The sequence below is a fragment of the Longimicrobium sp. genome (genome assembly GCA_036377595.1).
Classification (GTDB): domain Bacteria; phylum Gemmatimonadota; class Gemmatimonadetes; order Longimicrobiales; family Longimicrobiaceae; genus Longimicrobium.
The window spans coordinates 1-15,159 of sequence record DASUYB010000160.1; the positions used below are offsets into that span (position 1 = coordinate 1).

General features: G+C 69.8%; 13 protein-coding genes. 10 read left to right on the forward strand and 3 right to left on the reverse strand.

Features of this window, described 5'->3' with window-relative positions:
- Positions 1–212: 212 nt before the first annotated feature.
- Complete coding sequence (locus VF092_27445) at positions 213–2,636, reverse strand: glutamine--tRNA ligase/YqeY domain fusion protein (protein HEX6751055.1); 2,424 nt, start codon at positions 2,634–2,636, stop codon at positions 213–215.
- Between the two features lie 226 nt (positions 2,637–2,862).
- Here VF092_27445 and VF092_27450 point away from each other — a divergent pair, with 226 nt between their 5' ends.
- A complete protein-coding gene (locus VF092_27450; GenBank protein ID HEX6751056.1) occupies positions 2,863–3,270 on the forward strand; it encodes a RusA family crossover junction endodeoxyribonuclease in 408 nt (135 codons plus the stop codon).
- Complete coding sequence (locus VF092_27455) at positions 3,267–3,968, forward strand: hypothetical protein (GenBank protein HEX6751057.1); 702 nt, start codon at positions 3,267–3,269, stop codon at positions 3,966–3,968. The genes VF092_27450 and VF092_27455 overlap by 4 nt, the downstream gene beginning before the upstream one ends.
- A 118-nt stretch (positions 3,969–4,086) precedes the next feature.
- On the opposite strand, the gene VF092_27460 is transcribed toward VF092_27455, so the two are convergent.
- Complete coding sequence (locus VF092_27460) at positions 4,087–4,329, reverse strand: hypothetical protein (GenBank protein HEX6751058.1); 243 nt, start codon at positions 4,327–4,329, stop codon at positions 4,087–4,089.
- A gap of 204 nt (positions 4,330–4,533) precedes the next feature.
- Between VF092_27460 and VF092_27465 the strand changes: the two genes are divergently transcribed.
- The 6 genes from VF092_27465 to tadA all read left to right on the forward strand — a co-directional run bounded on the left by VF092_27465 (position 4,534) and on the right by tadA (position 13,321).
- On the forward strand, positions 4,534–5,925 hold the full coding sequence (locus VF092_27465) for a hypothetical protein (protein ID HEX6751059.1): 1,392 nt from the start codon (positions 4,534–4,536) through the stop codon (positions 5,923–5,925).
- A gap of 313 nt (positions 5,926–6,238) precedes the next feature.
- Positions 6,239–7,558, forward strand: a complete 1,320-nt coding sequence (locus tag VF092_27470; GenBank protein ID HEX6751060.1) for a vanadium-dependent haloperoxidase — start codon at positions 6,239–6,241, stop codon at positions 7,556–7,558.
- 435 nt (positions 7,559–7,993) lie between these two features.
- Positions 7,994–9,958, forward strand: a complete 1,965-nt coding sequence (locus VF092_27475) for a M1 family metallopeptidase (protein HEX6751061.1) — start codon at positions 7,994–7,996, stop codon at positions 9,956–9,958.
- Positions 9,959–10,154: 196 nt separating this feature from the next.
- Complete coding sequence (gltX, locus tag VF092_27480) at positions 10,155–11,600, forward strand: glutamate--tRNA ligase (GenBank protein HEX6751062.1); 1,446 nt, start codon at positions 10,155–10,157, stop codon at positions 11,598–11,600.
- Positions 11,601–11,871: 271 nt separating this feature from the next.
- Positions 11,872–12,516 (forward strand): transcriptional repressor LexA, encoded by a 645-nt coding sequence (lexA, locus tag VF092_27485; GenBank protein HEX6751063.1) that lies wholly within the window; start codon positions 11,872–11,874, stop codon positions 12,514–12,516.
- 319 nt (positions 12,517–12,835) lie between these two features.
- Positions 12,836–13,321 (forward strand): tRNA adenosine(34) deaminase TadA, encoded by a 486-nt coding sequence (tadA, locus tag VF092_27490; protein HEX6751064.1) that lies wholly within the window; start codon positions 12,836–12,838, stop codon positions 13,319–13,321.
- Positions 13,322–13,364: 43 nt separating this feature from the next.
- On the opposite strand, the gene VF092_27495 is transcribed toward tadA, so the two are convergent.
- Positions 13,365–13,838 (reverse strand): hypothetical protein, encoded by a 474-nt coding sequence (locus VF092_27495; GenBank protein HEX6751065.1) that lies wholly within the window; start codon positions 13,836–13,838, stop codon positions 13,365–13,367.
- A gap of 258 nt (positions 13,839–14,096) precedes the next feature.
- Between VF092_27495 and pyrR the strand changes: the two genes are divergently transcribed.
- Together pyrR and VF092_27505 are read left to right on the forward strand one after the other, a co-directional pair.
- A complete protein-coding gene (pyrR, locus tag VF092_27500) occupies positions 14,097–14,645 on the forward strand; it encodes a bifunctional pyr operon transcriptional regulator/uracil phosphoribosyltransferase PyrR (GenBank protein ID HEX6751066.1) in 549 nt (182 codons plus the stop codon).
- On the forward strand, positions 14,645–15,159 hold a 515-nt coding region (locus VF092_27505), incomplete at its 3' end, for a hypothetical protein (protein HEX6751067.1). The genes pyrR and VF092_27505, both read left to right, overlap by 1 nt.

Below are 15,159 nucleotides of genomic sequence, written 5' to 3' on the forward strand. Positions count from 1 at the left end.
CTGATCCCAAGCTGACGTCATCCTGAGGCCGGCCAGACCGTAATCAGCGTCTGCGCAAGCGTTTGCAGGCCGAAGGATCTATAATCGCGGCAGCACGAGATTCGGTGGGACGCACCTATACTTCACCCGGAGTTGGTATCAGCGAATCATAATGCGCGAGAGGCTCCCGCGCCGCTTGGCGAGGGAGCCTCTCGTCGTCCGTCACCGCCGGATCAGGAGCCGCCCAGCCGCTCGCGGATCAGGCGGGTCACCTGCTCGGGATTGGCCGTGCCGCCCGTGCGCCGCATCACCTGGCCGACGAAGAAGCCCAGCAGCCCCGTCTTCCCGCCGCGGTACTCGTCGGCCTTGGCGCCGTTCGCGGCGATCACCTCGTCGACCACGGGCGCCAGCGCGGCCTCGTCGCTCACCTGGCGCAGGCCCAGGCGCTCGACGATGTCGCGCGGGTGGCCGCCGGCGTTCACCATCTCCGCCAGCACCTGGCGCGCGGCGGTGCTGCTGAGCGTGCCGTCCTCCGCCATCACCGCCAGCTCGCCCAGCTCGCGGCCGCCGAACGGCAGGTTGTCGACGGTGCGCGAGCCGATCTCCCGCGGCAGCTCGTGGATCATCCAGTTCGCCGCCGCCTTGGGCGACGCGCCGGCGGCGACCGCGTCCTCGAACATCATCGCCACCGTCAGCTCGCGCGTCACGCCGTCCAGCTCCTCGGGCGGCAGGCTCATCTCCGCCGCGAAGCGCTTCCTCCGCTCCTCCAGCTCCGGCGAGCGCGGCGTGTCCTCCGCGGGCGCACGGCTACGCGGCTTCGCCGGCGCCGCGTCACCCGCGGGCGGGCGTGGCTCCTTCTTCCGCTCCTGCCTCGGCGCGGCCGCGGACGGCGCCGCCTTCGCCCACGTGTCGCGCAGCGTGACCGTGCGGTTGAAGACGAGCGCGTCCGCGGTGGACTCGAGGATGTCCGAGCAGAAGTAGCCCACGCGCTCGAACTGGTAGCGGCTCCCCGGCGGATCGCCCAGCACCGACGGCTCGATCAGCGCGTCGGAGACGACCACCAGCGAAGCGGGATTCAGGTAGTCCTTGAAATCTCCCTCTTGCGCGTCCGGGTCGGGGACGGTGAAGAGGCGGTCGTACAGCCGCACCTCGCAGCGCACGGCGTGCGGCCCGGAGACCCACTGGATCGTGCCCTTCACCTGCCGCCCGTCGGGCGTGTTCCCGCCGCGCGTCGCGGGGTCGTAGGTGCAGCGCAGCTCCACGATCTCCCCGCGCTCGTCCTTCACCACCTCGTCGCAGCGGATCACGTAGCCGTAGCGCAGCCGCACCTCGCCGCCGGGAGAGAGGCGGTGGAAGCCCTTCGGCGGGCTCTCCATGAAGTCGTCGCGGTCGATGAACAGCTCGCGCGAGAAGGGGAGGGGCCGCGACCCCTCGTTCGGCACGTCGTGCGGCCAGTAGGGCGCGTCCAGCTCCTCCGTCCGGTCCTCGGGATAGTTGGTGAGGACGACCCTGAGCGGCTTCAGCACGCAGAGCACACGCGGCGCGCGGCGGTTGAGGTCGTCGCGCATGGCGTGCTCCAGCCGCGCGATGGGGATGCGCTGCGGCGCCTTGGTGACGCCCGCGGAGTCCCAGAACCCGCGCAGCGCCTCGGGGGTGCACCCCAGCCGCCGGATCCCGGCGATGGTCGGCATGCGGGGGTCGTCCCACCCGGCCACGTAGCCGCCCTTCACCAGCTCCAGCAGCTTGCGCTTGCTGGTGATGGTGTACTCCACGTTGCCGCGCGCGAACTCGTACTGGCGCGGCCGCGCCGGCGTGCCGCCTTCGGAGCGGACGAAGTCCTGCCACGCGTCCACCACCCAGTCGTACAGCGCGCGGTTGATCTCGAACTCCAGCGTGCAGAAGGAGTGGGTGATCCCCTCGATGGCGTCTTCGATGGGGTGCGCGTAGTCGTACAGCGGGTAGATGCACCAGCGGTCGCCCGTGCGGTAGTGGTGCGCGTGGCGGATGCGGTAGAGGATCGGGTCGCGCAGCAGCATGTTGCTGGCGGCGAGGTCGATCTTCCCGCGCAGCACGTGGCTGCCGTCGGCGAACTCGCCGGCCTTCATGCGGCGGAAGAGGTCCAGGCTCTCCTCCGGCGGCCGGTCGCGGAAGCGCGTGGGCCGCCCCGGCTCGGTCACCGTCCCGCGCGACTCGCGGATCTCCTCCTCGCTCGAGCCGTCGACGTACGCCATCCCCCGCATCACCAGGAACTCGGCGAACTCGTACATCCGGTCGAAGTAGTCGGCCGCGAAGTACAGGTGCTCGCCGAAGTCGCACCCCAGCCATTTGATGACGTCGATGATCGACTCGACGTAGTGCACATCCTCGGTCTCGGGATTCGTGTCGTCGAAGCGCAGGTGGAAGCGCCCCCCCGTTTCCGCGGCGATGCAGTAGTTCAGCGCCACCGCCTTGGCGTGCCCGATGTGGAGATACCCGTTCGGCTCCGGCGGGAAGCGGGTGATGACGGTGTCGTGCTTCCCCGCGCGCAGGTCGTCGGCCACGATCTGGCGGATGAAGTCGAGCCCCTCGCGCTCCGCGAACGCGGCGGCGAGGGGGTTGAGCGCGGTGGCGGTGGTCGAGTCCACGTTGGTTCCGGCGATGGTCGGGTTGCGCGGCAAGTCCGCGTCCCCGGCGAGTTTCGGGGAACCGGGAGAATAGCGGAACCGCGCCGGTTCTACAACGCTTGGCCGCTTCGCCGCGAAACACGCGCTTGAGGCAGGAATTCCGTTCGCGCGGTGGCCTCTTTGCGCTCCCTTAGTGCTCTCCCGCTTGACAACGTCTACAGCGTGTACAGATTCATGGCACCCGAGCGACGCTCCTGCGCACCCGCACCCGATCTTCCCAGTGGAAAGCTACGAGTTCGTGATTCCCGGACGCCCGGTGTCGGTGCATGCACGGAGGACGCCTGCATACCAGGCGTGGAAAGAGACGGTGCTCATGACAGCCCTCGACAAGTGGCCGGGAATCTTCCCGTTCACGCGCTTCGATGCGTACCTCACGATCGTTTTCGTAAGCGAGGAGCGCTCCCGGATCGATGTCGACAACGTCATCAAGCCGATCCAGGATGCCTTCACCGGCTTCTACTACGGCGACGACGAGATGGTCAGCGACGTGTCGGTCCATCGGCGCAGGTGGGAGGACGAGGTTGCCGACGAGGGCCTTCCCAGGCTCCTGCGTGCCGCCTGGGAGGACCGCATCGATTGTGTGTACGTGCGTCTGGAGACCACCCGGAACCTGAGGGAACTGCTATGATCGCCGACGAAATCACTACGATCGTCGATGCCGTCACGGCCAAGGTGAAGCGGCTGCGTGCGCGCTGGGAAGCCGAGGGTTTCGAGGTGATCGAACACCCGGGGCCGGACGACTTCCCGTTCGAGGTCGGCTACTTCGGCCGCTACCGGCCAGCGATGCTCGCGCGGCGCGGCGACGAGGTCCATGTGTTCGAGGTGCGCGATCCCCGGCGCATGTCGGCGGATCGGCTCATCCAGCGCTCCGACGAGATTCGAAAGCACCCCGGCTGGCACTTCTACCTGGTTTCTCTGGAAGACGTGGTGCCGTTCGACGCACCGGGAAACCAGGGGGAGCCACCCTCCTGGGAATCGCTCGGGAGGCGCGTCGAAGAGGGGATCCGTCTTCCGGCGCGTGTGTCACCGGGCGTCGCGCTGGTGGGGCTCTGGTGCGCGCTGGAAGGCGTGTTGCGGAGAATCGCGGTGGACCACGCGGTTCCTGTGGACCTCCTTCCCGCCGCTTCGCTTATTCCGATCCTGCACGACCAGGGGCTGATTCCTGCCGAAGCGTACCAGTCGCTGCAAGACGCCCGCGAGGTGCACCGCCGGATCGTGCACGGCTACGATGCGCCCGCCGACCTTGTCTCCAGTGCTGTGCGGCACGTGATGTACTGGGTGCAGGCGCTGCTCCCGACGCCTGCTGACGCTGAGCAAGCGGCCTGAGTCAAGGGGAGGAGCCGACGATCGACCCTCCCACGTTCCCCGCGCGAGCCCGGCCGGAGCTGCTCCGGCCGGGCTCGCGTGCGTCATCCGGATTGCGCCGCGGCGTTCGCGCGTGGTGCTACTGGCAGATGGCGGGGCAGCAGGACCCGAACTGGCCGCAGGTCTGAAAATCGGTGCGGCAGCCCTGCGTGTAACAGTCGATCTCGCTCCACCCGCAGCTGTCGTACAGCGTGTCCTGGGGGAAGCACGGATTGGCGGGGGTCAACTCCTGCGCCCGCACGGTGCCTCTCGGAGCGCGCGGTCCGGCGGTCGAGAACGACTCCACCCGCAGCGTGTCCAGCGCGAGCTTCCGCTTCTTCATGTCGGCCTCTCAATGCGCTCGGGTTTCCGAAATCACCTGTTTGCATCCAATATGCGCCGCAATCTGATCCGCGCAAGGCAGGCGTACCGGAGCGCTCCGCTCCCCGTTCCCACCGCCAGTCTGGTAGCGCGCCGCGGGGCGGTGTAACTTGGCGCCGCCACTCGTGGCGGGACGTCTTCCCACCTTTCTGCCATCCCGATTCCCATGGCGCTGCCCACCGGCCCGCAACCGTCCGGCACCCTGCTGTCGCGCATCGCGCGCGTGCGCTTTCCGCACCCGCTGATCCTGCTGGTGGGCGGTGTGCTGCTGGCCGCGCTGCTCACCTGGATCCTCCCCGCGGGCGAGTACAACCGCACGCACGACCCCGTCACCGACCGCGACGTGGTGGTGGCGGGGACGTACCACACCGTCAGCCCGCAGCCGGTGGGGCCGTTCGACGCCATCGTGGCCATCCCGAAGGGGATGGTCGACGCGGGCGACGTCATCTTCTTCGTGTTCCTGGTCGGTGGCGCGTTCGCGGTGGTGGAGAAGACCGGCGCGCTGACGCGGGGGATGGACGCGCTGCTGCGCCTCCTGCGCGGCCGCGAGTCGCTCGTCATCCCCGTCGTGTCGCTGGCGTTCGCCACGGGCGGCGCGCTGGAGCACATGCAGGAGGAGATCATCGCCCTGGTCCCCGCGCTGCTGCTGCTGACGCGGCGGCTGGGCTATCCGCCGCTGGTGGCGGCGGCGATGAGCATCGGCGCGGCGGTGGTGGGGGCGGCATTCGGGCCCATCGACCCGTTCCAGGTGGGGATCGCGCAGAAGCTGGCGCACCTCCCCGTGCTCTCGGGCACCGGGTTCCGCGTCGCCTTCATGCTCCCCGCGCTGGCCGTGTGGATCTGGGGGACGATGCGCTACGCGAGACGGAACCGCACCGAGCCCGAGGCCATGGGCGAGGACGCCGGCCGCGCCGCGGGAGGGCGGACGATCGCGATCCTGCTGCTGATCCTGCTGGCCTTCGTGGTGTTCGTCTACGGCGTGTTCGCGCTGGGGTTCGACTTCAAGCAGATGGCGGCGGTGTTCTTCGTGATGGGCGTGCTGGCCGGCCTCTTCGGCGGCCTGGGCGTGGGGGGGACGGCGGAGTCGTTCGTCGATGGCTTCCGGGCGATGGCGTACGCGGGGCTGCTGATCGGCTTCGCGCGGGCCATCACCGTGGTGCTGGAGCAGGGGAAGGTGGTGGACACGGTGGTGAACGCGCTGTTCACGCCCTTGGCGAACGTCCCCGTTCTCGCGTCGGCGGGGGGGATGATGGTGGTGCACACGCTGGTGCACTTTCCCGTCCCCAGCGCCAGCGGCCAGGCGGTGCTGACCATGCCCGTGCTCGTGCCCCTGGCAGACCTGCTGGGGATGGCGCGGCAGGTGGTGGTGCTGGCCTACCAGTACGGCGCGGGGATGTGCGAGATGGTGACGCCCACCAACGGCGCGCTGATGGCCATCCTGGCCGCGTGCGGCGTGCCCTACGAGAAGTGGATGAAGGTGATCCTGCCGCTCTGGGCAGTGCTCTTCGCCCTCGGCTTCGTCGCCGTGGCGGTGGCGATCGCCATCGGCCTGACGTGACGCGAGACGCTCGGCGCGGGTGATGCCGATCCGAGCTGGAGCGATCGAGCAGGAAGCACAGATTTAACAATCCGGCTCCGACGGTCACCAAGCGCGCATTCACATCCACAAGACCTCGATCTTTCTGCCGCGGCGCGTGCAAATGCTCGCGCCGCTTCGTTTTTCCCACCGGGGAAGCAGATTCGCCGCTCGCGCCGCAGGCCTGCATCCGGCAAGAAATCCCCAACGAAGGCTTTACACTTCCTCTTCACAGGTTTAACATCTATCTGCCGTCGATGTGTTATTTGTGTTAACCCACTTCGTGGAGGGACGAATGAGCTGTTTCGACGCCTACCCGTGCGACGTACACGAGTACGCGCTCAAGGGCCCGCAGGTGGAGCCGGCCGCCAGCTACTGGAACTTCTGCCCGCAGCTGCGCCTGGTGTCCATCAAGGAGCTGCTCACCATCACCGACGATCCCTCCAACCCCGGCTACTTCCCACCCTATCCCGACCCCTGCACGGCCGAAGGGCAGGACATCATCAAGAAGGAGATGGAGGAGCTGCTGATCCTGCAGAAGCTGCGCGACGAGCCATGCAGCCTGGTGAACGACACCGGCGGCTGCCCGCTGCTGACCGACAGCCCGTGCAAGCCCATCGACAAGCTGCCGATGGCGTTCGGCTGCCGCGCGCCCATCAGCCGGCTGCTGAACCTGCAGCCGCCGCCGCTCGGCGCCGTGGAGGTCACGCGCCTGCCCGGGCAGCAGGTGATCCGCACCGGGCGCGGGCTGGCGCGCGCGTTCGAGAGCGAGACGCCGGGGCTCTTCCATCGCCACGCGCTGAACTACCTGATCACCACGCGCACCTGGTCGCCGCCGCGGCAGGCGCTGATCTGGGCGGCGCTCGACATCGCCATCGCCAGCGCGCTGCAGGCGGCGTGGTACTACAAGTGGCTGAGCCCGCGCGCGCTCACCTCGCGCCGCGAGCGGCCCATCGAGTACGCCGTGCGCAACGGCATCCCCCTGACCGTGCTGTACGACCGCCCCGACGAGCTGAACCCGATGTACTACACCTGCCCGGACGGCCGCCCGTGCGCGCCGAACCCGGCGTTCAGCCCGGGCACGCCGCGGCACCCGGCGTATCCGTCGGGGCACAGCACCTACTCGGGCGCGGCCAGCACCATCCTGGCGTACTTCTTCGGCAACGACGCCACGCCGGGCGTGCTGGGCAACTGCATGGTGGGCAGCACGATCGGCCAGGAGCTGCGCAACATGGCCGACAACATCGGGATGGCGCGGCTGTGGGCGGCGGTGCACTGGCGCTCGGACCACGAGGCGGGGGAGAAGCTCGGCCAGGTGGTGGCGTGCCTGGTGCTGCGCCAGCTGGCCAGCATCTGCGGCGGCGACTTCGACCTGTGCCCGCCCAACCAGCCAGTGTTGCCGCAGTGCAAGTGCGACGACCAGCCCAACCCGTGCCCGGACGACCCGCCTCCGCCGTGCGACGAGCTGAAGGCCGCGGCCGAGCACTGCGCGGCCGGGTGCCCGCCGTGCGGGTCGAGCTTCGACTTCCTCCCCGACCCCTGCGGGCCGGTGGTGAAGGCCGATGCGGCCACCGGCGTGGCCGGCACGGCGAGCGTGCAGCAGACCGGCGCGTGATCATCGCGAGCCGGTGAGGAGGAGTCGCACGGAGGGAAGGGAGGATCGCGGCGCGTCCGGCACCTCCTCAGCCGCCTCGATTCCCTCCGTGCGGCACAATCTCTCACGGTGAACCCGGGCCCCCGCGCATCCCGCGCGGGGGCCCGGCTCCTTCCCCCGTTTACGGACTTGAGGGATGGCTGCGCATCCCCACCGCCACATACATCGTCCAGAACCTCAGTCCCCGCAGCGCGACCGACCATCGCTAACTGCGTCATCAGGGGAGATGGGTGCAGGGCGAGCGCACGTGCTGTCCGCCATCTCCCGCCAGAACGGCCGTCGGCCTGGCTCCTGCTGCGGGCGCGGATGAGCTACGACCTGAGACATTCGCGGGCGTGGACCTTGCCCGGCACTCGCGCGGTATCTGCATCCGCCCGGGCCGCGGGAGACGACGCCGTGGCCGCAACGACCGACCGCAACCACATGCGCAGCATGACCTTTCGAATCACGGCCCCGCTTGCCGTGCTCGCCCCCACCCTCGCCGCGGCCTGCGCCGCCGCGGGGCCGGCGCCCTCTCCCGCGCCCGCGTCGCCACCGGTGATCCCCGTCGCTACGGCGGAGATGGTGCCGTTGCCGCGCGACGTGCACTCGTTCGCCCGGCCCGAGGTGGCGCGCGTGACGCACGTCGACCTCGATCTCCAGACCGACTTCGCGTCGAAGACCCTCTCCGGCACAGCTTCTCTCGATGTGCAGGCGGCGCCCGGCGCGGGCGAGATCGTGCTCGACACGAAGAGCCTGGAGCTCCAGGGAGTGACCGACGCCGCCGGCCGGCCGCTGCAATGGTCGCTGGGAACGGCGGACTCCATCCTCGGCCGCCCGCTCACCGTCGCCCTGCCGGCGGGGACGCGGAGGATCGTGGTGCGGTACGCGACGACGCCGGGCGCCGCCGCGCTGCAGTGGCTATCACCCGAGCAGACGGCGGGGAAGCGCCATCCGTACCTGTTCTCGCAGGGGCAGGCGATCCTCACGCGCACCTGGATCCCCACGCAGGACAGCCCGGGGATCCGGCAGACGTACGCCGCGCGCATCGCCGTCCCCGCGGAGCTGAAGGCGGTGATGAGCGCGGAGATGCTGACGCCGGAGGGCGAGCCCGCCGCGGATGGCCGCCGCGCCTTCCGCTTCAAGCTCGATCACCCTGTCCCGCCGTACCTGATCGCGCTGGCGGTGGGGGACCTCGCCTTCCGGCCGCTGGGCCCGCGCACCGGCGTCTGGACCGAGCCCGCGGTGCTCGAGCGCGCCGCGAGCGAGTTCGCCGAGCTGGAGAAGTTCGTCGACGCGGCCGAGGGACTGTACGGGCCCTACCGCTGGGGCCGCTACGACCTCCTCGTCCTCCCGCCGTCGTTCCCCTTCGGGGGGATGGAGAACCCGCGGCTGACCTTCGCCACGCCCACCGTGCTGGCCGGCGACCGCTCGCTGGTTTCCCTCGTGGCGCACGAGCTGGCGCACTCGTGGTCCGGCAACCTGGTGACCAACGCCACCTGGGCCGACTTCTGGCTGAACGAGGGGTTCACAACGTATTTCGAGTACCGGATCATGGAGGCGCTGTACGGGCCCGAGCGCGCCGCCATGCTCTCCAGCCTGGGGTGGCAGGAGATGCAGCAGGCGGTGCAGGAGGCGGGCGGGCCCACCGCGCCCGACACGCGCCTGCACCTCGACCTCACCGGCCGCGACCCCGACGAGGGGACGACGAACATCGCCTACGAGAAGGGCGCCGCCTTCCTGCGGACGATCGAGCAGGCGGTGGGGCGTGCGCGGTGGGACGCGTACCTGCGCTCGTACTTCGACCGGCACGCGTTCCAGCCGATGACCACGGAGGAATTCCTGGCCGACCTGCGCGCCAACCTGATCCGCGGCGACAGCGCGCTGGAGCGGCGCATCGACCCCGACCGGTGGGCGTTCCAACCGGGGATCCCGACCAACGCCGTGCCGCCGCGCTCCGACGCCTTCGCGCGGGTCGAGGCGCAGGCGCGCGCGTTCGCCGCGGGGACGCCGGCCGCGCGGCTGCAGACGGCCGGGTGGAGCACGCAGGAGTGGCAGCATTTCCTGGGCGCGCTGCCGCAGCGGATGACGCCCGCGCAGCTGGCGTACGTCGACCGCGCCTTCGGGCTGTCGGCGCAGGGGAACAGCGAGGTGCTGTTCGCCTGGCTGATGATCGCCGTGCGCCACCGCTACGAGCCGGCGCTTCCCGCGCTGGAGCGCTTCCTCACCACGCAGGGGCGGCGCAAGTTCGTCCGCCCGCTCTACGCCGCGCTGATGGAGCAGGGCGAGTGGGGCCGCGCGCACGCGCTCCGCATCTACCGCATCGCGCGCCCCGGCTATCACTCCGTCACCTCCGGCTCGGTCGACGCGATCGTGAAGTAGCTGGAGAAGAGGTCTCACGCAGAGGCGCAGAGGATGCGACGCCTCTGCGTCCTCTGCGCCCTCTGCGTGAGACTCAAGATTCCGTGGGGATGATGGAAGCCGGACCCGAGGGGTGGAAATCTTCCCCGGGTCCGGCTTAGTTTTCCCGCTTCGTCCTGGTTTCAAAACGGCGATTTTTCAGAGGAAGATACAGAGCATGGCAGACCAGGTCCGCGTCCGCTTCGCGCCCAGCCCCACCGGCTACCTGCACGTGGGCGGCGCCCGCACGGCGCTCTTCAACTGGCTCATCGCCCGCAAGCTGGGCGGCGTGTTCGTGCTGCGCATCGAGGACACCGACCGCGAGCGCAGCACCGACGAGAGCACGCGCACCATCCTCGACGGGATGACCTGGCTGGGGCTGGGGTGGGACGAGGGCCCGGTCCACCAGGCCGACGGCTTCCCGCGCCACCGCGCCGACGCCGAGCGCCTCCTGGCCGAGGGGAAGGCGTACCGCTGCTTCTGCACCCCCGAGGAGCTGAACGCGAAGCGCGAGGCGATGGGGAAGGAGTACCGCTACGACCGCGCCTGCATGGCCATCCCCCGCGCCGAGAGCGACGACCGCGCCGCCGCCGGCGAGCCGTTCACCGTGCGCTTCCGCGTCCCCGAGGGCACCACGGAATGGGACGACGTGGTGCACGGGGTGACGACGTTCGACAACGCCAGCATCGAGGACTTCGTCGTCCTGCGCACCGACGGCACGCCCATCTACAATATGGCCGTGGTGAGCGACGACATCGACATGCGCATCACCCACGTGGTGCGCGGCGACGACCACATCGCCAACACGCCCAAGCAGATCCTGCTCTACCAGGCGCTCGGCGCGCCCGTCCCCGTCTTCGGCCACCTTCCCATGATCCTGGGCGAGGACGGGAAGAAGCTCAGCAAGCGCCACGGCGCGACGGCCGTCGGCGATTACGCGCAGATGGGGATCCTCCCCGAGGCGCTGTTCAACTTCCTGGCGCTGCTCGGCTGGAACCCGGGCGACGAGCGCGAGGTGATGGAGAAGGAGGAGCTGGTCGAGGCCTTCTCGCTCGAGCGCATCAACAAGAAGGCGGCGGTGTTCGACACCGAGAAGCTGCTGTGGATGAACGGCCAATACCTGGCGCAGAAGACGGCGGAGGAGCTCCTCCCGCTGGTCGTGCCGCAGCTGGTGGCCGACGGGCTGGTGTCGCAGGCCGACGCCGACGCGCGGCCGGAGTGGCTGGCGCTGTTGGTGGACGTGCTGAAGGTGCGCTCGCGCTCGACGCTCGAGATCGCGCCGCAGGCCCGGCCGCTGCTGGGCGACGCGGTGGAGTACGACGAGGCGGCGGTCGCGAAGCACTGGAAAGACCCGGCGACCGCGGAGCGGCTGCAGGCCGTCCGGGACGTTCTTGCCCGGCTGGAGCCGTGGACGCCGGAAGCGATCGAGCCGGCGCTGCGCGAGACGGCGGAATCCGTGGGCGTGGGGTTCGGCAAGGTGGCGCAGCCGCTGCGCGTGGCGCTCACCGGAAGCGCGGCCAGCCCCGGAATCGACGCCGTGCTGTGGATCATGGGACGCGAGCGCGCGCTGGGGCGGATCGACGCCGCGTTGGGGCGCATCGGGAGCGGCGCGGGGGTCGAATAGAAACTGTTGACAACGTTTGTACCCGCTCCTAAGTTGCGTTCTGGCGCCGGATAGCGCGTAAACGGACCGCGCGGGCGCCCATTGGTTTTGTGTGCGGAGCACCCGCATCCGGGGCGGAACGTGTGGTGGGGAGGGGGGTGCGCAGTCCGTCTGTGTATCTCCCTTCGTTCGTTTTTCTGCCGTCTTTCCTCTTCTGGCACATCCGCGGCCGGGAAGTTTCCGCCGGCACCGCGACCTCGCACGAATACACAGCGGTCCACAGGAGGCAGCCATGCCCGAGCCGTTGACCAAGATCGAGCGCAGGATCTACAACTACCTCGTCGACTACCTGAAGGAAAACACCTACCAGCCCAGCATCCGCGAGATCGGCAAGCGGTTCGGGATCAAGTCGACCAAGACCGTTTCCGAGCACCTGCAGGCGCTGGCCGACAAGGGGCACATCGAGCGCGACGCCAGCCGCAGCCGCGGGGTGCGCATCGTGGGGATGAACCTGTTCCCCGCCGTGCTCACGGCGCCGCTGTACGGGAAGATCGCCGCGGGCACGCCGGCGCTGCTGCGCGACCATGTGCGCGACACCTACGAGCTCGACCGCAAGCTGGTGCCCAGCGCCGACGCGTTCCTGCTGGAGGTGAAGGGCGACAGCATGGTCGACGCGGGGATCGACGACGGCGACCTGGTGGTGGTGGAGCCCGTGCCCGACGACGACGTGCGCAACGGCGAGATCGTGGCCGCGCGCGTCGACGGAGACGCCGCCATCAAGCGCTTCTTCGCCAAGGACGGCAAGGTGATCCTGGAGCCGGCGAACCCCGACTATCCGCCGATCCTGGTGCACGAGCACGACGACTTCACCGTGCTGGGGCGCGTCACCGGCATGTTCCGCCGCTTCGAGCGCGAGAAGATGGCGGTGCACGACTGAGCGCCCGCGCCGATGGACGCTGTGCGGCCCCCTCTCTCGTCCGCGGGAGAGGGGGCCGTCGCATTGGAGTGCGTGAGTGCGGAAGTGCGGAAGTGCTTGACGGACGATCGCGATGCCTCGCGCCAATCCCCGCCACCCGCGAATATGTCATTCCGAGCGGAGCCGCCCGGTCGATGCTGCGTCCGCGCCGATGAGCGCGGCTCCCGAGGAATCTGTGCCCTGTCGCCGCACCGAACTCTGCGGTTTCGCCACGAAGAAATCCCACGACCATGACGGTATGACGGAAGAGCAGGGAAGGGGGGCGGAGACGGAGATCGCCATGGCGGACGACGAGCGGTGGATGCGGCTGGCGCTGGACGAGGCCGCCGCGGCCGAGGCGCTGGGCGAGGTGCCCGTCGGCGCGGTGATCGTGCGCGGCGGCGAGGTCGTCGCCACCGGACACAACCTGACGCACACGCTGCAGGACCCCAGCGCGCACGCCGAGATGGTGGCCATCCGCCGCGCCGCCGAGGCCATCGGCCACTGGCGCCTGCTGGACTGCACGCTCTACGTGACCCTGGAGCCGTGCGCCATGTGCTCGGGCGCCATCGTCCTCGCCCGCATCCCGCGCCTGGTCTATGCCGCGGCCGACCCCAAGGCGGGGATGAGCGGCTCGCTGGAGAACCTGGTCCAGCACCCGAAGCTCAACCACCGCGTGGAGCTCGTCGCCGGCGTGCTGGCGCAGGAGGCGGGAGACGTGCTGCGCGCCTTCTTCCGCGCGCGGAGGAAGCGGCCGCGCGCCGACCAGCAGGAGCCGCTGGAGTGACCCGCGGCGGTCCGGATCTCCACGCTTCTGCGCGCGGACGAGGCTATGGGACGGTGACCATCATCCCCTGGATGGGCGTGAGCTGCAGATCGAACTGCGAGGTGCGGGAGCTGACGATGAAGCCCTGCACCGCCAACGCGTCGAAGGTGGCGCCGCCCGCCAGCCGGATCTCGATGAACCCGGAGACCAGCGTCTGCGGCATCCCTCCCGCGGCCACGATCAGGTCCTCGATGCGGATCAGCGTGCGCTTCACCAGGGGGATGCGGCACGGCTCGCACACCACGGCTCCGCCGGCGGCCCGGATGGGCGCCGCGTTGGTGTCGTAGAGGAAGAGCTGCAGCTCGCCGGTGCGGTAGGAAAGGATGTACAGGTTGGTGTCGAAGGTGTTGAGCGTGTTGGTGATGCTCCCGGCGCGCTCCACGAAGTGCGGGAACACCATGCGGGTCTGCGCCGGCAGCGGCGCGGCGATGGACACCATGACGCAGATGGCGAGCGTCAGGCGGGTGCGGAGCTTCATGGTTCCCTCCATGCATCGAGTGAAAAGCGGACCATGGAATGCGCGCGGGCGCGCGCCCTTCGACGAAGGAGCGATCCGGCGTGCGGCGCAAGGAAAACGTGCGCCGCGCCGCGCCGAACGAGCCGCCGCGGTCCCGTCGCCAGGCCGTCGTCCCCCGCGCCCGCGGCCCTCGTCCGCTTCGTTGACACCCGCCCCCGCCACGGGCTAGCTTTCCGCATCCCGGACACACCCCCGCGCCGCACTCCGCTCCCGCACCAGATGTCCGAACCGACGCGACGTTCCATCATGGACGCCCCGGCCGTGGAGCGCGCCCTGCAGCGCATGGCCGACGAGGTCGTGCGCCGGGCCGGCGGCACCGGCGAGCTGGTGCTGGTGGGCATTCACCGGCGCGGCGTCCAGCTCGCGGCGAAACTGGGTGAAGAGATCGAGAAGCGCGGCGACACCCGCGTGGCCACCGGCTCGCTCGACATCACCCTCTACCGCGACGACCTCATGGTGGTGGGCCCGCGCCCGGTGGTGGGCCAGACGCGGTTGCCGACGGGCGGGATCGACGATCGCACCATCTGCATCGTCGACGACGTGCTGTACACGGGGCGCACGGTGCGCGCGGCGCTCGACGAGCTGGCCGACTTCGGCCGGCCGAGCCGCACGCTCCTGGCCGTCCTGGTGGATCGCGGGGGACGCGAGCTGCCGATCCAGGCCGACGTGGTGGGCGAGCGCGTCGACGTGCCCGAGGGCGGGCGGGTGGAGGTGATGGTGCCGGAGATCGACGGATCGCTGGGCGTGGACCTGGTGGAGGCGGGCTGATGGCGCAGGAGCTGGTCAACCCCGCGCTGGGCAAGGACCTGATCGGGCTCGAGGAGCTCACCCGCGAGCAGATCACCGCCATCCTCGACACCGCCGAGACCTTCAAGGAGATCAGCGACCGCCCCGTGCGGAAGGTCCCCTATCTCCGCGGCCGCACCGTGGTCAACGCCTTCTTCGAGAACTCCACCCGCACCCGCGTCTCCTTCGAGTTCGCCGAGAAGCGGATGGGCGCCGACACCGTCTCCATCTCCACCACCGGCAGCTCGGTGCAGAAGGGCGAGACGCTGGTCGACACCGCGCGCAACCTCGAGGCGATGCGGATCGACATGGTCGTCATCCGCCACGGCGCCTCGGGCGCGGCGCAGTTCCTCGGCCAGCGGATCCGCTCCAACGTCATCAACGCCGGCGACGGCAAGCACGAGCATCCGACCCAGGGCCTGCTCGACATGTTGACGCTGCGCGACCGGTTCGGGCGGCTGGAGGGGCTCAAGGTCGCGATCTGCGGCGACATTCT